General features: G+C 75.6%; 15 protein-coding genes. 4 read left to right on the forward strand and 11 right to left on the reverse strand.

All coding sequences use genetic code 11. The annotated features are described in order from the left end of the window. Positions 1–7: 7 nt before the first annotated feature. From O2W15_RS20100 to O2W15_RS20130, 7 genes are all read right to left on the reverse strand, one after another. Entirely contained in the window at positions 8–1,702 is a 1,695-nt protein-coding gene (locus O2W15_RS20100; RefSeq protein WP_269180686.1) for a helix-turn-helix domain-containing protein, read from the reverse strand. A gap of 93 nt (positions 1,703–1,795) precedes the next feature. Further along, entirely contained in the window at positions 1,796–2,902 is a 1,107-nt protein-coding gene (gene menC / locus O2W15_RS20105; protein ID WP_269180687.1) for an o-succinylbenzoate synthase, read from the reverse strand. Beyond that, positions 2,899–3,867 carry a GNAT family N-acetyltransferase gene (locus O2W15_RS20110; RefSeq protein WP_442928884.1) on the reverse strand — a complete coding sequence of 323 codons (969 nt, stop codon included), beginning with the start codon at positions 3,865–3,867 and terminating at the stop codon, positions 2,899–2,901. The genes menC and O2W15_RS20110 overlap by 4 nt, the downstream gene beginning before the upstream one ends. 40 nt (positions 3,868–3,907) lie before the next feature. Beyond that, positions 3,908–5,098, reverse strand: a complete 1,191-nt coding sequence (locus tag O2W15_RS20115) for a M20 family metallopeptidase (protein ID WP_269180688.1) — start codon at positions 5,096–5,098, stop codon at positions 3,908–3,910. Positions 5,099–5,105: 7 nt separating this feature from the next. Further along, a complete protein-coding gene (locus O2W15_RS20120; protein WP_269180689.1) occupies positions 5,106–8,447 on the reverse strand; it encodes a serine hydrolase in 3,342 nt (1,113 codons plus the stop codon). Positions 8,448–8,537: 90 nt separating this feature from the next. Next, complete coding sequence (locus O2W15_RS20125; protein WP_269180690.1) at positions 8,538–9,545, reverse strand: hypothetical protein; 1,008 nt, start codon at positions 9,543–9,545, stop codon at positions 8,538–8,540. Beyond that, positions 9,542–9,895, reverse strand: coding sequence for a GntR family transcriptional regulator (locus O2W15_RS20130; RefSeq protein ID WP_269163615.1), 354 nt, complete (start codon positions 9,893–9,895; stop codon positions 9,542–9,544). The genes O2W15_RS20125 and O2W15_RS20130 overlap by 4 nt, the downstream gene beginning before the upstream one ends. A 147-nt stretch (positions 9,896–10,042) precedes the next feature. On the opposite strand from O2W15_RS20130, the gene O2W15_RS20135 reads away from it, so the two are divergent. Further along, complete coding sequence (locus tag O2W15_RS20135; RefSeq protein ID WP_269180691.1) at positions 10,043–10,987, forward strand: hypothetical protein; 945 nt, start codon at positions 10,043–10,045, stop codon at positions 10,985–10,987. Between the two features lie 7 nt (positions 10,988–10,994). Here O2W15_RS20135 and O2W15_RS20140 read toward each other — a convergent pair whose 3' ends face one another. Beyond that, the gene (locus tag O2W15_RS20140) at positions 10,995–11,945 is read right to left on the reverse strand and encodes a GGDEF domain-containing protein (RefSeq protein WP_269180692.1); all 951 of its coding nucleotides are present in this window, start codon (positions 11,943–11,945) and stop codon (positions 10,995–10,997) included. A 151-nt stretch (positions 11,946–12,096) separates the two neighbouring features. Here O2W15_RS20140 and O2W15_RS20145 point away from each other — a divergent pair, with 151 nt between their 5' ends. Together O2W15_RS20145 and O2W15_RS20150 are read left to right on the forward strand one after the other, a co-directional pair. After that, complete coding sequence (locus tag O2W15_RS20145) at positions 12,097–12,813, forward strand: mycothiol-dependent nitroreductase Rv2466c family protein (protein WP_269180693.1); 717 nt, start codon at positions 12,097–12,099, stop codon at positions 12,811–12,813. Between the two features lie 130 nt (positions 12,814–12,943). Continuing rightward, positions 12,944–14,404 (forward strand): benzaldehyde dehydrogenase, encoded by a 1,461-nt coding sequence (locus tag O2W15_RS20150; RefSeq protein WP_269180694.1) that lies wholly within the window; start codon positions 12,944–12,946, stop codon positions 14,402–14,404. Positions 14,405–14,479: 75 nt separating this feature from the next. Here O2W15_RS20150 and O2W15_RS20155 read toward each other — a convergent pair whose 3' ends face one another. Then, positions 14,480–15,883 carry an NAD(P)/FAD-dependent oxidoreductase gene (locus tag O2W15_RS20155; RefSeq protein WP_269180695.1) on the reverse strand — a complete coding sequence of 468 codons (1,404 nt, stop codon included), beginning with the start codon at positions 15,881–15,883 and terminating at the stop codon, positions 14,480–14,482. Between the two features lie 108 nt (positions 15,884–15,991). Here O2W15_RS20155 and O2W15_RS20160 point away from each other — a divergent pair, with 108 nt between their 5' ends. Beyond that, entirely contained in the window at positions 15,992–16,672 is a 681-nt protein-coding gene (locus O2W15_RS20160; protein ID WP_269163620.1) for an alpha/beta fold hydrolase, read from the forward strand. A 13-nt stretch (positions 16,673–16,685) separates the two neighbouring features. Here the strand turns inward: O2W15_RS20160 and O2W15_RS20165 are convergent, their stop codons facing one another. Beyond that, positions 16,686–17,156 carry a hypothetical protein gene (locus O2W15_RS20165; RefSeq protein WP_269180696.1) on the reverse strand — a complete coding sequence of 157 codons (471 nt, stop codon included), beginning with the start codon at positions 17,154–17,156 and terminating at the stop codon, positions 16,686–16,688. A gap of 144 nt (positions 17,157–17,300) precedes the next feature. After that, positions 17,301–18,989 (reverse strand): DEAD/DEAH box helicase, encoded by a 1,689-nt coding sequence (locus tag O2W15_RS20170; RefSeq protein WP_269180697.1) that lies wholly within the window; start codon positions 18,987–18,989, stop codon positions 17,301–17,303. Positions 18,990–19,232 lie beyond the last annotated feature (243 nt).

The following is a 19,232-nucleotide window of genomic DNA, read 5'->3' on the forward strand; positions in this document are numbered from 1 at the left end:
GAGCCGTTCACCAGCGCAGCAGCCGCAGCTCCAGCATCGCGGCGAACCGGGAGTCGGCGTCGCCCAGGTCGATCCCGCCGACCTCGGCGATCCGGCGCAGCCGGTAGCGGAAGGTGTTGGGGTGCACGTGCACCTTCGCGGAGGCGGCGATCGCGTCCCCGAAGGCGTCCAGCCAGGCGCGCAGCGTCTCCACCAGTTGGGCGCGGTGCGCGGCGTCGTACTCGGCCAGTCGGGCGACCGGCCCCGAGGCCTGGTGTCCCTCGGCGGCGGCCAGGTCGGCCAGTTGCAGCATCAGCGACTCGATGTGCACGTCGCTGGCGCGGGCCACCCGGCGCGAGGTGGTGCCGTTGCGCAGCACCCGCAGGGCCCGGTCGGCGGCGTCCCGGGAGCGGGTCAGCGCCGAGACGTCGAGGGCGACGGTGCCGACGCCGATCATCCCGGGCACCCGGCCACCGGTGCGCTGCAGGAACTCGGTGGCCACCGCGGCGGCCCGCGCGTCCGCCGTCGGTGCGTCCGCCCCGACCGGCAGGACGCCGTAGCAGACCCCGCCGACCAGGGCGACGACGGAGCCGGGGTGCAGTGCGGTCAGGTGCACGGCCAGCGCGTCCGCGGAGCGCTGCCGCTCGGCCTCGCGCCGGGCCAGGGTCAGGGTGCCGTGCTCGTCGGTGTTCTCGGTCAGTCCCATCGCCAGCACGATGAGCGGCCGGTCGGCCAGCCCCAGCCGGCTCAGCGCGTCGACCGTGCCCGGCCCGCCCTCCAGCGCCGTGGCGACCAGTTCGCTGGCCAGCCGCCGCTCCACGTCGGCACCGGCCCGCATCCGCAGCAGGTGCAGGGCGACCAGCTTCGCCGCGTCGACCAGGCTGCGCTCGCGCGAGGGGTCCAGCGGCTCGTCGACGGCGGCCCAGATGGTGCCGAGGATCTCGTCGCCGGCCCGCACCGCGACCGCCACCCGGGCGATGGTCACCTCCGGCATCCCGAGCACCTCCGGTGCCATCCACACCGGGCGGTCGGTGGCGTACAGCTGCCGGAACACCCCGTGCGCCTCGAGCCGGCGGGTGAACCGGTCGGGCACCTGGCGGCCGAGGATGGTCTGGATGCGCGACTCGTCGGCCTCGTCCTGGCGGCCGGAGAAGGCGAGGATGTGCGAGCTGCGGTCCTCGATGGTCACCGGGGCGTCCAGCAGCGAGGCGATCGCGTTGGCGAGGGCGAACAGGTCCCCGCCCGGCACCCCGCCCAGCGACTCGGCGCCCGCGGTGCCGACCCCGCCCTCGCCGAGCAGCGAGCGGACCAGGGTGGCCAGTTGGTTCCAGCTGGCGCCGCGGGTCAGTGCGAGCAGCACGGTGCCGGTGCGCTCGGCGACCGCGGAGATCCGTGGGTCGGGGGGCGCCGGCGCCCGCACGATCAGCCCGGCCCCGCCGGCGGCGGCGGTCTGCTCCAGCAGGTCGAGGACGGCGTCCGGCTCGTGCACGCCGACGCCCAGCACCAGCGCCCGGGAGGGCAGCGCCGGAGGGTCGACCGGGTCGTGGATGACCAGCCCGCCGACGCCCTGCTCGGCCAGGTCGGCCGTCGGGTCGCCGGCGGCCACCTCGAGCAGCGTGGTGCCCAGGTGGTCCAGGACGTGGCCGAGGCTGGCCCGGTGCGCCGCCGCCGGGGCAGCGGCGAGCGTGGACAGACCCGGGACCGAGCTCGCAGGCAGGCTCACCGGGCCGACCCTAGGGGCGGCGGCGGCCGCGCGGACAGTCCTCCCGCACGACTCGGAGGTGCCCGGTTCGTCCGGTCGGACGAACCGGGCACCTCAGCGCAGGTCGATCTCCTCCACCGAGGTGGTGACCTCCTCGAGCAGCGCGGCGTCGGGCTCGACCCCCAGGCCGGGGCCGGTCGGCACCCGCAGGTGCCCGTCGTCGAGCCGGAACGGCTCGGTGATGTCGGTGGCGTAGTACCGGTCGGAGGCCGAGGTGTCCCCGGGCAGGGTGAAGTTCGGCAGCGCGGCCAGTGCCACGTTGGCGGCGCGGCCCAGCCCGGTCTCCAGCATCCCGCCGCACCACACCGGCACGCCGTGCGCGGCGCACACGTCGTGGATCCGCCGGGCCTCCAGGTACCCGCCGACCCGGGCGGGCTTCACGTTCACGATCGAGCAGGCGCCCAGCCGGATCGCCGCCGCGGCCGAGCGGGCCGAGGTGATCGACTCGTCCAGGCAGATCGGCGTGCGCACCGTGCGGGCCAGCTCGGCGTGGCCGAGCACGTCGTCCTCGTCCAGCGGCTGCTCGATCAGCAGCAGGTCGAAGGGGTCCAGTCGGGCCAGGTGCCGGGCGTCGGAGACGGCGTAGGCGGTGTTGGCGTCGACCTGCAGCGCGACGTCGCCGAAGCGCTCCCGGACCGCGCGGACCGGCTCGACGTCCCAGCCCGGTTCGATCTTGAGCTTGATCCGCAGGTAGCCCTGCTCCAGGTAGCCGCCGACGGCGTCGAGCAGCTCCGGGATCGAGTCCATGATCCCGACCGAGACCCCGCAGGGCACCCGGTCGACGGCGGCGCCCAGGAACGAGCCGAAGGAGCGCCCGTCCGCGCGCAGCTCGGCGTCCAGCACCGCCGTCTCGATCGACGCCTTGGCCATCCAGTGCCCGGAGTACGGCGCCAGCGCCCGGCCGACGGCGTTGGCGTCGAGCTCGGGGACGGCGGCGACGGCGGGGAGGAAGAACCGGCGCAGCACGTCGGCGACGCCGTCGACGTACTCGGCGGAGTAGCGCGGGTCCGGCAGCGCGGCGCACTCGCCCCAGCCCTCCGCCACGTCGGTCCGCGCCCGCACCAGCAGGATGTCGCGGGCGGTCTGACTGCCGAACGACGTGCGGAACGGTGCCACCAGCGGCATCCGGATCCGGCGCAGTTCCACGGCCTCGAGCTTCACGGTGTGGCCCTCCCGGCCTCAGGGGCGCCGGGGAGACCCGGGCCGTCGACGACGTACCAGCCCTCGCGGGCGAACCCCCGCACGCGGGCTCCTGCGGTCAGCGCACCGCCGAGGGCGGCCCGCACGGCGATGCGCCACTCCGCGGCCAGCGCGGCATCGCGGGCACGCAGTGTCTCGACGTCGGCCGGGACGGCGATCAGCGCGGGCACCCCCGGCGTCCCGGGCCGGGCCTCCGGGCGCCCGTCGGGCCCCACGGCCAGGACGGCGGACGCGCCGGCCGCCAGCAGGGCGGGCAGGTCGACCTCCACCGGCTGGCCGGCGACCGCTCGCACCACCGCGGGTGCCTCCAGCGACCAGCAGGTGAGCAGCCGGTCGGACTGGTCGGAGGCGTTGATCGTGTCGCCCATCGGGCCGTAGAAGTCCGGCAGGTACTCCACCGGGGTGGCGGCCAGCCGGCCCAGGTTGAACCAGGCGTTGCGCCGGACGAGCGGGTCGAAGGTCCAGCTGATCCGGTCGAGGCCGTGCTGCAGTGCCCACGCCCGCTGGTGCAGCTTCAGCGCCCGGCCGACGCTGCGTCGCTGCGCCGACGGCGCGACGCCGGTGACGTGACTGTGCAGGGCGGTGCCCGACGGGGCGGCGAAGAAGGCCACGCAGGCCCCGACCAGCTGCCCGTCGGCGTACGCACCGAACAGCGGGTTGCCGGCCTTGGTCAGCGCCCGCATCAGCTCCACGGTCACCGGCCGGTTGTCCGGGGCGGGGTGCCAGATGAAGTCGAAGAGCGCCTGGACGGCCCGCAGGTCGGCCAGGTCGGTGAGCGCGACGACCCGCACCCCCGAGGCGGCGGCGGCCTCCGCGGCGACCACCGAGGCCGCACCGGCGCCGGCGCGGGCCGCACCCTGACCACCCGGCCCGGTGGCGGGCAGAGGCAGCGGGGTCCCGGCGATCAGGTCGGTCACACCGCCCATGGTCCGTGCGGTGGTCCCGCCCGGGCTTGGTGCGGGGTGCTCATTCACCGGGGCGGTCTTCGTCCGGGACGCCAAGGCCCCCGCCGTCCAGCACTGCCTGCACCAGGCCGGCGAGGAGCGCGGCCCGGCCGGGGAGCTGGTCGGCGAGCACGTGCTCGTCGACGGCGTGCGCCCCGCCGCCGACCGCGCCGAGCCCGTCCAGCGTGGGCACCCCGATGCCGGCGGTGAAGTTGCCGTCGGAGGCGCCCCCGACGGTGACCCCGGCCGGCGCCGGCAGGCCCAGCTGGGCCGACACCGCTGTGGCCAGCGCGAACAGCCCGGCCGAGGCGGTCTCCTCCAGCGGCGGCCGGTTGATCCCGCCGCGCAGCTCGAGGACCGCACCCGGCAGCTGCGGCGTCAGCGCGCGCATCCCGGCGTCGACCCGCTCCTGCTCGGCGGCGGTGCGCGCCCGGACGTCGACACTGAGCCGGCCGGTGGCCGGGACGGTGTTCGTGGTGGTGCCCGAGGTGAGCACCGTCGGGGTGACCGTGGTGCCCAGCGCCCGGTCGGCCAGGTCGGCGATCGCCAGCACCTGGTGGGCGAGCTCGACGGTGCTGCTGACGCCCTTCTCCGGTTCCAGCCCGGCGTGGGCGGCCCGACCGGTCACCAGGAGGTCGTACATCGAGGCGCCCTTCCGGCCGGTCTTGAGCGCACCGCCGTCGGCGCTGGCCTCCAGCACGAGCACCGCGTCGCAGCCGGCGGCCTCGGCCCGGATCAGGTCGGCCGACGTCGGGGAGCCGACCTCCTCGTCCCCGGTGACCAGCACGGTCACCCCGTCCAGGTCCTCGCCCGCGGCCTGCAGCCGGGCCAGCGCGGTGAAGACGAGCACGATGCCGGCCTTCATGTCGAAGCAGCCCGGGCCGCGCACCACCCCGTCGGTCACCGACCACGGGATCTCCGCCAGGGTGCCCAGTGGCCAGACCGTGTCCTGGTGGCAGAGCAGCAGCACCCGGCGGGGGCCCGCACCGAGCCGCCAGCGCAGGTGCGTGCAGCCCTCGTGCAGCAGCACCTCCGGCTCGGCCCCCAGCGCCTTCGCGCCCATCCGGGCCACCCGGGCCGCCCCGGCGGCCACTGCGGCCGGGTCGGCCGAGGGTGACTCGACGGTCACCAGCTCCTCGAGGTCGGCCAGCATCGCCGGCAGCAGCGCGTCGAACTCGGTGGGTCGGACGTCGTGGGGCAGCAGGTGGGTCACCGGGGGATCAGCCCTTCCTCGGATTGGCGCGGCCGCCGGAGTGCACGTAAGCGCTGCCGTCGGCCAGTTGGTAGAACGTGACCGCCGTCCAGCCCTGGGTACCCGGGGCGCGCATCGCGAACAGTCCGTCGGACACCGGCACGAGCTCGTGCTCCTGCACCGGCTGGCCGGTCGCCTCGGCCACGGCGCCGACCGCGGTCTGGCGCAGCACCAGCCCGCCGTCGCGCTCGAACACCTCCGTCTGCACCGAGCTCCGCTCGTAGGAGCCCACGTGGCGGGTGAGGTCCACCGCCGGTGGCTCGGCCGGCGGCTGCAGGCGGTCGGCCATGGTCACCCCGGCCAGCTCGGCGAAGACCTCGCGATAGAGGTCGGCGTAGACGTCCAGCATGTCCCCGCCGTTGGTCAGCAGCGACACCACCAGGCCCTCGCCCGGGCGCTCGCCGGGCAACACCCGCAGGAACGCCCCCTGACCCAGGGTGCCGCCGTCGTGGCCGTGCAGCCGTGCCCCGTGCCAGTCGAACCGGATCCAGCCCAGACCCCAGGATTCGCCGATCGCCCAGGTGTCCGGGAGGGCGGTCTGCGCGCTGGTCATCGCCGCCGCCGACTCCGCGGACAGCAGCCGGGTGCCGTCGGCGGCCACGCCCCCGCGCAGGTGTGCGGCCGCGAAGGCGGTGACGTCCCGGGCGGTGGCGTTGACCAGGCCGGCCGGGCCCAGCGAGCGGGGCAGCAGCCAGGTCGGCGACGGCTGCGGCTCGGCGCCGGGCTCGGCGGCGATGTGCCCGACGGCGGCGCGGTGCAGGATCGCCTCCTCCGGCAGCGTGGAGGTGTGGGTGAGCCCGAGCGGCTCGATGACCCGTTCGCGCAGGGCGGCGTCCCAGGTCTGGCCGGTGAGCACCTCGACCACCCGGCCGACCAGCGTGAAGCCGGAGTTGCAGTAGGAGAAGGTGGCGCCCAGCGGGTGGTTCTGCGCCACGTCGGCCAGTGCGGCCACGTACCGCTCGATGCAGTCGTCGCCGCGGCCGGTGTCGGTGAAGACGTCGCCGTCGATGCCGCTGGTGTGGGTGAGCAGATGTCGCATGGTCACCCGCTTGGCGACGTCGGGGTCGCCCAGCTGGAGCTCGGGCAGCACCTCGACCAGCGGGGCGTCCAGGTCCAGCTTCCCCTCGTCGACCAGCTGCATCACCAGCGTCGTCGTCCAGACCTTGGTGATCGAGCCGATCTGGAACACCGAGTCGGTGGTCACCTCGACGCCGGTCGCCTTGGTCAGCACGCCGGTGGCGGCCTCCACCAGCTCGTCGTCGGCACCCGGGCTCACCCGCCGGATCGCCAGCACCGCCCCCGGGACGCGGTGCGCCGCGGCGAGCTCGTCCAGCCGCCGCTGCCAGTGCGCGGCGTCCAGGACGGGGCGGCTGTTCCCGTGCTGCTGCGCCCAGGCGATCAGCCGCCGGCTGTAGCCGACCCGGTGCGAGGGCCGGCCGTCCAGGATGAACAGGTGTGAGCCGCCCGGGAAGAGGACCAGCTCGGTGGGAACGCGCTGGGTGCGCAGCGCGGTGAACCACTGCTCGGCCTGGCCGACCGGGCAGCGCTCGTCCGCACCGCCGTGCAGCACCAGCGTCGGCGTGCGGACCCGGTGCACGTTCGTGATCGGCGAGAGCGCCCGGACGGCGTCGGGGTCGGTCACCGGGTCGCCGTACTCCAGCGCGAGCACCTCCCCGGCGTCGCTGGTGCCGGTCATGCTGGTCAGGTCGGCGACCACCCCGCCGGCGATCGCAGCCGCGAACCGGTCGGTGCGGCCGGTCAGCCAGCAGGTCATGAAGCCGCCGTAGCTGTAGCCGGTGAGCACCAGCCGCGCCGGGTCGGCCACGCCCTCGGCGACCAGCTGGTCGACCGGGTCCAGGAAGTCGCGTTCGTCGGCGGTGCCCCAGCCGCGGACGGCGCCGGTGAGGAACGCCCGCCCGTACCCGTCGCTGCCGCGCGGGTTGACCAGCAGCACCGCCCAGCCCGCCGCGACCAGCGCCTGGTGGTACGGGTGCGCGGCATCGGCCACCGGGGACCAGGCGTTGTGCGGGCCGCCGTGCACGTCGACCAGCAGCGGCGCCGGCTGCGGGGTCGCCGGGTCGACCAGCAGCCAGCCGTGCACCTCCGTGCCGTCGTGCACGGTGAACGTCCGGGGCTGCGGCCGGACCAGCGCCACCTCGGGGAGCGAGGCCGCCGTGTGCGTGGTGAGCCGGGTGACGGTGCCCGAGCGCAGGTCGACCACGCCGACCTCGCCGTAGCTGGCCGGGTCGGCCAGGACGACGGCGGCGACGTCGGCCTCGCCGGCCACCGACAGCCCGGAGACGACGACGTCCGCGCCGGTCAGCACCGGACGGGGCGTGCCCGACCCGTCGACGGCGGTCGCGTAGACGTGCGAGCAGCCCCGGTCGCGGACGCAGAAGACGACCTCGGCGCCGTCCCGGGTCAGCTGCGGCAGCCCGCCGGGGTAGCCGGGGCCGCCCGGCATGACGTTGCGGTCCAGCGGCGCGGCCAGGTCGCGCTCGGCCGGGACGGCGTCCAGCGGCTGGAGGAGCAGGCCGGTGTGGTCGACGGAGACCGTGGGCTGGCCGGTGACCAGCAGCGCCTCGCCGTCGGCGGTCCACACCATCGGGCCGGCCAGGCCCAGGCCGTCACCGACCCGGCGGGGTGGGCCACCCGCGACGTCGACCACGTGCGCCGGGGTGCGGTGGGTGAGGTCGGCGTCGGGGTCGGTCGCCGCGGCGAACGCCAGCCGGGTGCCGTCGGGCGACCAGGCCGGCCGGCCGGCGTGCCAGTCGCCGGAGGTCAGCTGCCGCACCTCGCCGGTCGCCAGGTCCAGCACGTGCAGGTGCTGCCGGACCCCGCGCAGCAGCCCCGCGCCGTCGGCCTTGTGGCCGATCCGGGTGGTGCTGATCGGTGCGTGGTCGTCCTGCTCGGCCGGGCGGACCGGCGCGGTGAAGGCGATCCGGTCCCCGTCCGGGCTCCAGACCGGGGCCCCGGCGCCGGCGGGCAGGTCGGTCACCTGCTCGGCCTCACCGCCGTCGACCGGCAGCAGGTGCAGCTGCGGCGGCCCGTCGCCGCGGCGGAGGAAGGCGACCCGGTCGCCGGCGGGGGAGAAGGCCGGGCCGGTGTCGGCGGTGCCCCGGGTCAGCGGCGCCGGCGCACCCCAGCCGTCGGCCGCGGCGCGGACCCGCCAGAGCGCGTACCGGTCGGCGTCGGCCGCGGTGTCGGTGGTGTGCAGCACGTAGACGACGGCGCGTCCGTCGGGGGAGACGGTGGGCTCGCCCGGCAGCTGCAGGGCGTGCACGTCCTCGAGAGCGAGTGGTCGACCCATGGGGCGAGCCTGCTGCCCGAGCTCCGGGTGCTCTTCGTCCGAGGCGACGAAGCGCTGCCGGGTGTGCTGGCCGCTGCGACCAGCGCAGGGTCAGGTCCGCTGCCGGGTGGCCAGCGTGTTGAGCAGCGCCGCGGCCTGCCGGGCGCCCGGCACGGTGACGGCGAAGCGTCGTCCGTCGCCCTGGACCACCTCGACCGCCGCACCCCCGCGCAGCACGACGGCCCGGCGCCCGTCCCGGCCCACCCGGTAGCCCCAGCCGCCGAACTCGCGCAGCGGCCGGACGTCGACCACGGTGGCCTCGGCGATGTCGGCGAGCGGCACCTGCCAGGCGGGGCGGCCCAGCGGGGAGCGCACGGTCAGCCCGCGCTCGTCGACCCAGACGCGGGCGGAGCCGAACAACAGGCCGACGACGAGCAGCAACGCAAGGGCCAGCAACAGCGGCGCCGGGGCGATGCCGAGGAGCACCAGCCCGCCGAGCACGAGGCCACCGGTGCCGAGCACGGCGAGGCCGACCGGCTCCATGGTCGCCCGGCCGGACCAGACGGCCCGCTCGCCGGGGGCGACGGACAGCCGGGGTGCCGTCTCGGGCGGCGCGCTGGAGGCCCGCGCTTCCCCCGGCGGTGTGCCCGGCAGCAGCCGGGCGGCGGCCGCGCCGGCGAGGACGGCGAGCAGGCCGGCGACGATCACGGCCAGGGTGGGGGAAGGGGCCGTCGCGGGGTCGGCCAGGCCGCGCTGCCCGGCGATGCTGCCGACGACCAGCCCGACGCAGAAGACCGAGATCCCGGTCGCCGAGCCGGCCGCCAGTCGGCGCTCGGGGGCGGCGACGCGCCGGGCGCGCAGGACCAGCGCCGTGCCCAGCGACCCCAGCGCGGGGACGATGCCGGTGAGCAGCACCGTGCGCAGCGGAGCGGCGAAGCCGTCGGCGCCGTCGGTGCCCCAGTGGACAGCGACCGGCATCGGCAGCTCCGGCCGCCAGGACGCCACCAGCGCAGCACCGGCCGCCCAGACGGCCAGCGGCAGCGCGACGGCGGCGACCTCCCGGGCCCGGCGGAACGGGCTCCGCGCTGCGGTGAGGTCCCTGTCGTGTCCGTCGCTCATGCCATCGCCTCTCTGACCATCTCGGTGACCTCGGTGGCGCTGAGCCCCAGGCGCCGCGCCTCCTCGACCAGTGCGTGCACTGCCTGGCGCAGCGCGGCGACCGCCGGTGCGGCGTCGGTGCGCACCTGGGCGCCGCGGCCGCGGCGGAGTTCGACCAGGCCCTCGGCCCGCAGCTCCTGGTAGCCGCGCAGCACGGTGTGCAGGTTGACCCCCAGCGCGGCCGCCAGGTCGCGGGCGCCGGGGAGACGCTCGCCCGGGGCGATCTCGCCCACGGCGATGCCCCGCCGCACGGCCGCGGAGATCTGCGCGTGCAGCGGCGCGGGGGAGTCGGGGTCGATGCGCACCAGCACGTTGGCAATCTAACTGTTCTATGCGGACTATAACAAGTGCGGCCTGTTCCGGTCGGCGGTCGGCGACGGCGGCATGATGCAGCGGGGTCCGCCGACCGGCTCGCACGGAGGTCGGCCGACGGACGCGCGACAGGAGGAGGGGCGCCGGTGGCCGAGCTGGAGACGATCGCCGAGGAGCTCTACGCCGTCGCCCCAGAGGAGTTCGTCGCTGCCCGCACCGCTGCCCGGGACCGGGCCCGCGCGGCCGGGCACAAGGAGCTGGCGAAGGCGGTCGCCGCACTGCCCAAGCCCACGACGGCGGCCTGGGTCTGCAACCTGCTGGTCCGCCGCCAGGTCGAGGAGGTCGACCAGCTGCTCGAGCTCGGGGAGCTGTTGCGGCAGGCCCAGGTGGACCTCTCCGCCGACCAGTTGCGCGCGCTGGGCCGGCAGCGGAACCAGGTGGTCGCCGCCCTGGCCCGGCAGGCGCGTGCGGTCGCGCACCGGGAGGGGCACGACGTCAGCAGTGCGGTCGCCGACCAGGTGGAGAGCACCCTGCGGGCGGCGATCGCCGACCCCGACGCCGGGACGGCGCTGCGGGCCGGCCGGCTGACCACCGCCCTGTCCTACAGCGGCCTGGGGCCGGTCGACCTCGGTGGCGCCGTGGCGACCCCCATCCGCTCCGGCGGGGCGGCCCCGGCCCGCGGTCAGGAGGCCGGGACCGGAGCGGGCGCGGCGCCGGACGCCGACGCAGCGGAGCGGAGTCAGGCGGAGGAGCGGCGCCGGGAGGCCGAGGAGCGCCGCGCTCGTGAGCTGGCGCAGGCCCGGCGGGACGCCGAGGAGGCCGCCGGGGTGGCCCGGGACGCCGACGCCGCCGTCGCGGCGGCGGAACGGCAGGTGGTCGAGGCAGCGGAGCGACGCGACGAGCTCCAGGAGCGGGCTGCCCGGCTGGCCGAGGAGCTCCGCCGGGTCGAGCGGCAGGCCGGCGAGGCGGCGGGCGCGGTCGGGGAGGCCGGGCACCGGCGGGACGCTGCGGTCCGCCGCGCGCACACCGCCGCCGCGATCCGGGACCGCGCCGCGGCGCGGGTGGCGGAGCTGGCGGACGCCGACGGGTGAGCGCCGGTCAGCTGCCGCCGTCGGTGGGGCCCGCCGTCCGCTGGCGCTTGCCGGCGTACAGCTCGGCGTCCGCGCGCTGCAGCAGCGCGGCCAGCGAGTCGCCGGCGCGGGCGGTCGCCGTCCCCACCGACCAGCTGATCGGGCCGCCGTCCAGTCGCTGGAGCAGTTCCTGTGCGCCCGGCCCGTCGGTGGCTGGCAGGCACAGCACGAACTCGTCGCCGCCGTAGCGGCCGAGCAGGTCGGCGGTGCGCAGCCGGGCCTGCCAGTGCTCGGCCACCTGCTGCAACAACCGGTCGCCGGCGCCGTGCCCGTCGCGGTCGTTCACCACCTTGAAGTCGTCGAGGTCGAGGACGGCGACCGTCAGCGGTTCCTTGCTGCGCAGCGCCCGGGCCAGGCTCCGGCCGGCCTCGGCCTCCCAGGACCGGCGGTTGGCCAGGCCGGTGAGCGGGTCGGTGGCCGCGTCGGTCCGCAGGACGTTGTTGAGCCGGGCATGGGCCTCGGTGAGGAGGAGGGCGCTGATCGCGGTCATCACCCACGGGAGCGCCGCGGTCCGCGGGAGGCTGACGGCGGCGCCGATGCTCGCCGTCCCGACCGCCAGCGCGGCGTGGGCGCGGGCCGCGGGCAGGGAGCAGAAGTGCGCCGCGTACAGCCCGACCGCGATGAGCACCGGGCCGAGTCCGACGATGCCGACGGCGGTGACCGACTGCGAGGCGAGGAAGGCGACGAGCAGGGAGACGCCGGCCAGGGCGACGTGCCCGCCGGCGGGCGACAGCCGGTCGCCGCGCGCCAGGATCGCGGCCGCACCGCCGATCCCGACGACGGCGAGGGCACGGGTCAGCGCCACCGGGGTGTCGGGGTGCATCGGCCACAGCGCCCCGGCCGTGCAGAACAGTCCACCCGACCCGTACAGCAGCGCCAACAGCCCGACCCGGGCCGGGACCCGTCGGTCCGCCGTCACCTCGTCCACCTGCCGTTCTCCATGTCACCGCGTCCATCGGCGATCCGGGCAGGAGCTTGCACCACCGGCCCCGTGGACCGACTCGTCGGAGTGACCCGGCGGTGATCGCCGTCGTCCGGTGGCGGCGCTGCCGCGGGGCTACGGTCGGGTGATGGCCGACCTGCGCTTCTACTTCGACCCGGTGTGTCCCTTCGCCTGGATGACCAGCAAGTGGGTCCGGATGGTCAGCGCCCAGCGCGACCACCGGGTCGAGTGGCGGTTCATCTCGTTGCGGCTGCTCAACGCACACGTCGACTACGCGGCCCAGTTCCCGCCGGAGTACGAGGCCGGGCACACCGCCGGGCTGCGGCTGCTGCGCGTCGCCGCCAGGGCCCGGGTCGAGCACGGCCCGGACGTGGTCGGCGGCCTGTACGAGGCGCTGGGCCGGCGGGTCTTCGAGTCCGCTCCCCAGGCGGACGAGGACCGGGGGCAGCGGGGCACGGCTGAGTTCCTCGCCCCGGTGCTCGCCGAGGTCGGCCTGCCGGCCGAGCTGGCCGACGCGCTGGACGACGAGTCCTGGGACGCGACGATCCGCGCCGAGACCGACGAGGCGCTGGCGCTGACCGGAAAGGACGTCGGCACCCCGATCCTGCACTTCCAGCCGCCGGAGGGCGTGGCCTTCTTCGGCCCGGTGATCAGCCGGCTGCCGTCGGAGGAGGAGGCCGTCGCGCTGTGGGACCACGTGGTCGGCCTGGCGAGCTTCCCCGGCTTCGCCGAGCTCAAGCGCAGCCTGCGGGAGCGGCCCCAGCTGCCGGCCTTCGGCGTGACCCCCGGCGAGGCCGGCCAGCAGGAGGACTGGCACGGGGGCAGTCGCCGGCAGCACCGCTGACCAGGCGGCGGACGACCCTGCCACGCTGGGGTCGGATGCCCCCGGCTTCCGCCGCACGGAAGTCGGGGTGACAGCCGGGCGCGCAGATGACACAACCGGCACGACGACTCACCGACGAGACGAGGCACACATGGCACTGCTCGAGGACGGCGCGTGGCGCGGCAAGATCTGGACCGGTTCCTGGACCGACGGCAGCGGTGGCACCTACACCGCGGTCGAACCGGCCACCGGTGCCGAGCTCGGTGAGGTCGGCAAGGCGACCCCCGCCGACGTGGAGAAGGCCGGCGCCCGCGCCGCCGAGGCCCAGCGGGAGTGGGCTGCGCTGCCGTTCGAGCAGCGCGCCGCAGTGCTCCGCCGGGCCGGTGACCTGCTGACCGAGCACGCCGCGGAGATCAAGGAGTGGCTGGCCCGGGAGTCCGGCGCCATCCAGCCCTTCGGCGACTTCCAGGTGCACACCAGCGCCCAGGAGTGCTACGAGGCCTCCGCTCTGCCCAGCCACCCCTACGGCGAACTGCTGCGCAGCGGCTCACCCCGGCTGTCGTTCGCCCGGCGGGTGCCGGCCGGCGTCGTCGGGGTGATCGCGCCGTTCAACGTGCCGACCATCCTGGCCATCCGGGCGATCGCCCCGGCGCTGGCGCTGGGCAACGCGGTGGTCCTCAAGCCCGACCCGCGCACCGCCATCTGTGGCGGGGCGGTGTTCGCCCGGGTGTTCGAGGAGGCCGGGGTGCCCGCCGGGGTGTTCCAGGTGCTGCCGGGCGGTGCCGACGTCGGGCAGGCGCTGGTCACCGACCCCGCCGTCCGGGTCATCGCCTTCACCGGCTCCACCAAGGCCGGGCGCTCGGTCGGCGCGCTCGCCGGTCAGCACCTGAAGCGGGCGCACCTGGAGCTGGGCGGCAACTCCGCGCTCATCGTGATGGGCGACGTCGACGTGACCGCCGCGGCCTCGGTCGGCGCGTGGGGCACCTTCGCCCACCAGGGGCAGATCTGCATGGCGACCAGCCGGCACCTGGTGCACGAGTCGATCGCCGAGGAGTACACCGCCATCCTCACCAGCAAGGTCGAGAACCTGCCGGTGGGCGACACCTGGCGTGACCAGGTGGCGCTCGGCCCGATCATCGACGCCGGCCAGCGCGACCGGGTGCACGGGCTGGTCACCGCCAGCATCGACAGCGGGGCCACGGTGCGCACCGGTGGCACCTACGAGGGGCTGTTCTACCGGCCGACCGTGCTCGGCGACGTGCCCGTCGACTCCCCGGCCTACCAGGAGGAGATCTTCGGCCCGGTGGCACCGGTGACGCCGTTCTCCTCGCTGGACGAGGTGGCGGCGATGGCGGCCGGCACCGAGTACGGGCTGTCGCTCGGCATCCTGACCCGCGACGTCTACGCCGGCCTGCAGCTGGCCGAGCGGATCCCGTCCGGCCTGGTGCACATCAACGACCAGACGGTCAACGACGAGGCGGTCGCCCCGTTCGGTGGGGTGGGCGCCTCCGGCACCGGCTCCCGGCACGGCGGCCCGCAGGCCAACATCGAGGCGTTCACCGAGACCCAGTGGGTCACGCTACGCGGGGACCTGCCGGCCTACCCGTTCTGACCCTCCGGCACGACGACGACGGCCCCGGTCCCGCAGCAGCGGGACCGGGGCCGTCGTCGTCAGGCGAGGTGCAGGTCAGGCGGAGTCGCGCCCGGTCACGTCGACCGGCTCGCCCAGGTGCCGACGACCACCGGTCTTGGAGACCTCGAAGTCCGCGCCGAGCTCCTCCAGCGCCAGCCGGCCGTACACCTGCTGCTGGGTGGCGGTCCGCTGCGAGCGGCCGCGGCCCAGGAAGCTGACCGCCCAGTGGATCACCGTGGTGAACCGGTTCTTGAAGCCCACCTGGTACATGATGTGCACCGCGAGCCACAGCACCCAGGCGAGGAAGCCGCCGAACTGGAACTTCCAGGTGTCGGCGACCGCGTGGAACCGCGAGATGGTCGCCATGCTGCCCTTGTCGAAGTACGTGAACTCCGGGGCGGTGGGCCGGCCGGCGAGCCTGGCCTTGACGGCGTCCGCGGCGAACTTGCCGCCCTGGATGGCGACCTGGGCGACGCCGGGGAGCCGCTTGAGCGAGATCATGTCGCCGACCACGTGCACCTCGGGGTGGCCCGGCAGGGTGAGGTCGTCCTGCACCGAGATCCGGCCGGCGCGGTCGACTGCGGCACCGGACTGCTCGCCGAGGACCTTGCCCAGCGGGCTGGCCTGCACGCCCGCCGCCCAGATCTTGGTGGCGGCGTGGATGCGGCGCTGGTGGCCGTCGCCGTCCTTGACCACGATGCCGTCGGCGTCGACGTCGGTGACCATCGCGCCCAGCTGGACCTCGACACCGATCTCGTTGAGCTGCTTGTGCGCCTTCTGGCCGAGCTTGTCGACGAACGGCGGCAGCACCTTCGGTGCCGCGTCGAGCAGGATCACCCGGGCGCTGGTCGGGTCGATCCGGCGGAAGTCCTTGCGCAACGTGCGGCGGGCCAGCTCGGCGATCTGCCCGGCCATCTCCACCCCGGTCGGGCCGGCGCCGACGACCACGAAGGTCAGCAGCCGGTCGATCTCGGCCGGGTCGGTGGCCAGCTCGGCGAGCTCGAAGGCGCCGAAGATGCGGCCGCGCAGCTCGAGGGCGTCGTCGATGCTCTTCATGCCGGGGGCGAACTCGGCGAACTGGTCGTTGCCGAAGTAGGACTGCCCGGCGCCGGCGGCCACGATCAGCTCGTCGTACTCGTGCACCGAGGTGCGGCCGAGCACGGTGGAGGTGACGGTGCGGGCGGCGAGGTCGATGTCGGTGACCTCACCGAGCACGACGCGGGCGTTGGCCTGGTCCCGGAGGATCTCCCGGGTGGCCGGCGCGATCTCCCCTTCGGAGAGGATGCCGGTCGCCACCTGGTAGAGCAGCGGCTGGAAGAGGTGATGGCTCGTCTTGGCCACGAGCGTGATGTCGACCGGGGCCTTCTTCAGCTGCTTGGCGGCGAAGAGACCGCCGAAACCTGATCCGACGATGACGACCCTGGGGCGACGTCCGGTCGGCTGGGTCACGGTGGTCACACTGGCTCCTGATGTCGTCATGATGACTGATCCTCCCACTACTGCTCCGGAACGTGCGGGCGCCCTCCGCTACGGGGCGCCGTCGTCCCGGACACAGTCGGCATCCACATGAGCAGCCTGGAGGCGAACGGTGTTCCCGTCGCGGTGTGCGTCCCGGGTCTCGGTCTGGACGAACGGTCTTGGGCGCGGGTCCTGCGGCGTGCCCGCGGGGACGTGGTGCGGCTGCCGGGGATGGGTGTCCGGGGGCCGGTCGGCACCCTGCCGGAGCTGACCGACCAGCTGCTGGCGGCGCTCGGGCCGGGCCGCTGTGTGCTGGTCGCGCACTCGCAGAGCTGTCAGGTGGTGGCGGCTGCCGCCGCGCGGGACGCCCGGGTGGTCGGCGTGCTGCTGCTCGGCCCGACCACCGACCCGCGGATGCGCCGGATGCCGGTGCTGGCCGGTCGCTGGGTGCGCACGGCGGTGCGGGAGCAGTGGTGGCAGGTGCCGTCCATCGTCGCGCAGTGGCTGCGGACCGGGCCCCGGGACATGACCGCGCTGTGGCGGCGGACTGCGCCGGACCCCATCGACGAGCGGCTGCGCCGGGTGGACGTGCCGGTGGTCGTCGTCCGTGGGGAGCGCGACGCGCTCTGTCCCCGGGACTGGGCGGTGCGCCTGGCCGGGTCGGCCCCCCGCGGTCGGTTCGTCGAGCTGCCGGGTGCGGCGCACATGACGCCGCAGACCCGCCCGGACGACGTCGCCGGCCTGCTGGCCGGCCTGCTCGCCGAGATGGACGAGGAGCAGGCCGGCTGACGTACGGCAGCGGCTACCTGCGGCCGGAGCGGGACGGCTTCCGGCGAGTGGCGACCCGGGCCTCCCGGCCGGTGAGGGCCTGGGTGAGCAGACCGATCCCGATCCCGAACATCCAGACGTCCTTGGCGATCGGCAGCCCGTCCTGGGTGGGGGCCACGCTCTTGCCCGGCTTGGTCATCCCCGGGGTGCGCAGGTAGAGCCCCAGCAGCCCGGCGGAGAAGCCGGTGAGCGCGGCGCCGGCGACGGCCGTGGGCACGAACGGGGTCAGCAGCAGCGCCCCGATGGTGATCTCTGCCGTCGACAGCCCCTTGGCGAAGGTGGTCGCCGGGACCTTCTTCAGCGCCGGGTAGGTGCCGGCGGCGAAGCCGTGCAGTCCGGTCGCGGTGGCCTCGTCGGCGGCGCGCTTGCCGAGGCCGGAGTTGAGGATGAACGCCCCGGTGGCGATGCGCGGGGCGATCTCGCTGGGGGTGATGGGCAGGCGCATGGCGACCTCTACTCGTCTACGGGTTTGCTGAAGTGCTCAACATCATCGTCGCGGTCGCCGAGCGGTCGCGCGACCCGGGGTCGGCCACCAGAACGGGCCGGGGGCGGCCTCAGCAGTGCTGAGACCGCCCCCGACCCGGGATGATCAGCGGCCGGTGCGCCCTCGGCCGCGGCCGGCCCCGCTGGGAGCCTGACCCGCCCGGGCGGCGAGCTCGGCGCGGGTGCGCGCCGGGCCGGCCGAACGGGTCTGCCCGCCGCGGCCGCCACCGGACGACGCCGCCGGCGCTGCGCCGCCACCGCCACCGGAGCGCCGACGACGGCCGCCGCCTCCGCCTCCGCCGGTGCCCTGCGGCTGCGGGGCCGGTGCGGGGGCGGGCTCGACGTACGGTGCGGCCGGGCCGGTCAGCGCGGTGATCTCCCGGGCGCCGGGCTTGATCGCCGACACGTCGGGGGTGATCCCGGCCTGCCGGGCCAGGGTGCGGACCTCGCCGGCCTGGTCGGGCGTGGCGATGGTGACCACGATGCCGCCGGCACCGGCGCGGGCGGTACGGCCCGAGCGGTGCAGGTAGGCCTTGTGCTCGGCCGGCGGGTCGACGTGGACGACGATCGCGACGTCGTCGACGTGGATGCCGCGGGCGGCGATGTCGGTGGCGCAGAGCACCCGGGTCTCGCCGTTGCTGAAGGCCTCGAGGTTGCGCTCGCGGGCGTTCTGGCTGAGGTTGCCGTGCAGGTCGACGGCGGGCACGCCCGCAGCGGTGAGCTGCTTGGCCAGCTTCTTGGCCTGGTGCTTGGTGCGGGTGAACATCACCGTGCGGCCCAGCCCCGAGGCCAGCTCCTGGACGATCTGGGGCTTGTCGGCGGCGTCGATCCGGAACACGTGGTGGGTCATCGTCGAGACCGGCGCCACGGCCGGGTCGACCGAGTGCGTGGTCGGCCGGTCCAGGTAGCGCTTGACCAGCACGTCGACGCCGTTGTCCAGGGTGGCGGAGAAGAGCAGCCGCTGGCCGATCTTGGGGGTGCGGTCCAGCAGGCGCTTGACGCCGGGCAGGAAGCCCAGGTCGGCCATGTGGTCGGCCTCGTCGAGGATGGTGATCTCCACGGCGCCGAGGTCGCAGTGACCCTGGCCGATGAGGTCCTCCAGTCGGCCGGGGCAGGCGATGAGCACGTCGACCCCGCCGGCCAGCGCCTGCACCTGCGGGTTCTGCCCGACGCCACCGAAGACGACGGTCGACCGCATGCCGAGCGCGCGGGCCAGCGGGTCGACGACGGCCGCGACCTGGTTGGCCAGCTCGCGGGTCGGCACCAGGATCAGCGCGCGGGGCCGCTTGGGCTGGCGCTTGGTGGTGGAGGAGGCGAGCCGGGCGACCAGCGGGATGCTGAAGGCCAGCGTCTTGCCCGAGCCGGTGCGCCCGCGGCCGAGCACGTCCCGGCCGGCCAAGGTGTCCGGCAGCGTGGCGACCTGGATCGGGAACGGCGAGGTGATGCCGCTGGCGGTGAGCACCTCGACGAGCGGGGCGGGCACGCCGAGCTCGGCGAAGGTGGTGTCGGTGGGCAGCACGGTGGGGACGTCGCCGGTCGGCACGACCGGGGCGGCCGGCACGTGCTCGTCGGCGCGGGGGGCGGTCGGCTGGCCCTCCGGGCGCGGACCGGCGCCCCGGCCGCGGCCGCCACGACGGCGGCGGTTGCCCTCCGCGCTGCCCTCGGCCGGCGGTGCGGCGGGGGCGCGGAAGGCGGGGGAGCCGGTGCTCGCCGTGGGGGCGGCGGACGGACGGGTCGCGCGACGGCGCGGGCGGTCAGCGCTGTCGTTCTGGGCAGGGGGGAACGAGTTGGTCATCTGGGGTTCCTCAACACTCCGGTGGCCACCGTTCGTCCACCGCGGGCGGGGCCACCGCAGGGGGCCGCATCGCTCTTCCGGGTCGGACGTCGGGTCGCCGGCGCGCCTCGGTGGCGCAGCCTCGCGCCGACGTCGAGTCCACCTGCTCTCGGATGAGCGGGGGGCGGCGCCGGTGTCCCTCACTCTGCCAGACCCGGTCGGTCACCGGGCGCAGGCGGGGGAGGGACTGGTCACATCGGGTCG

This window comes from Modestobacter sp. VKM Ac-2979, from assembly GCF_026967995.1.
Classification (GTDB): Bacteria; Actinomycetota; Actinomycetes; order Mycobacteriales; family Geodermatophilaceae; genus Modestobacter.

Coding starts and splice junctions, on each gene's coding strand:
- O2W15_RS20110 (WP_442928884.1), bottom strand. CDS start 3,867: ATGGGCGGTGTGACCGACCTGATCGCCGGGACCCCGCTGCCTCTGCCC.
- O2W15_RS20120 (WP_269180689.1), bottom strand. CDS start 8,447: ATGGGTCGACCACTCGCTCTCGAGGACGTGCACGCCCTGCAGCTGCCG.
- O2W15_RS20125 (WP_269180690.1), bottom strand. CDS start 9,545: ATGAGCGACGGACACGACAGGGACCTCACCGCAGCGCGGAGCCCGTTC.
- O2W15_RS20145 (WP_269180693.1), top strand. CDS start 12,097: ATGGCCGACCTGCGCTTCTACTTCGACCCGGTGTGTCCCTTCGCCTGG.
- O2W15_RS20150 (WP_269180694.1), top strand. CDS start 12,944: ATGGCACTGCTCGAGGACGGCGCGTGGCGCGGCAAGATCTGGACCGGT.
- O2W15_RS20160 (WP_269163620.1), top strand. CDS start 15,992: ATGAGCAGCCTGGAGGCGAACGGTGTTCCCGTCGCGGTGTGCGTCCCG.
- O2W15_RS20165 (WP_269180696.1), bottom strand. CDS start 17,156: ATGCGCCTGCCCATCACCCCCAGCGAGATCGCCCCGCGCATCGCCACC.
- O2W15_RS20170 (WP_269180697.1), bottom strand. CDS start 18,989: ATGACCAACTCGTTCCCCCCTGCCCAGAACGACAGCGCTGACCGCCCG.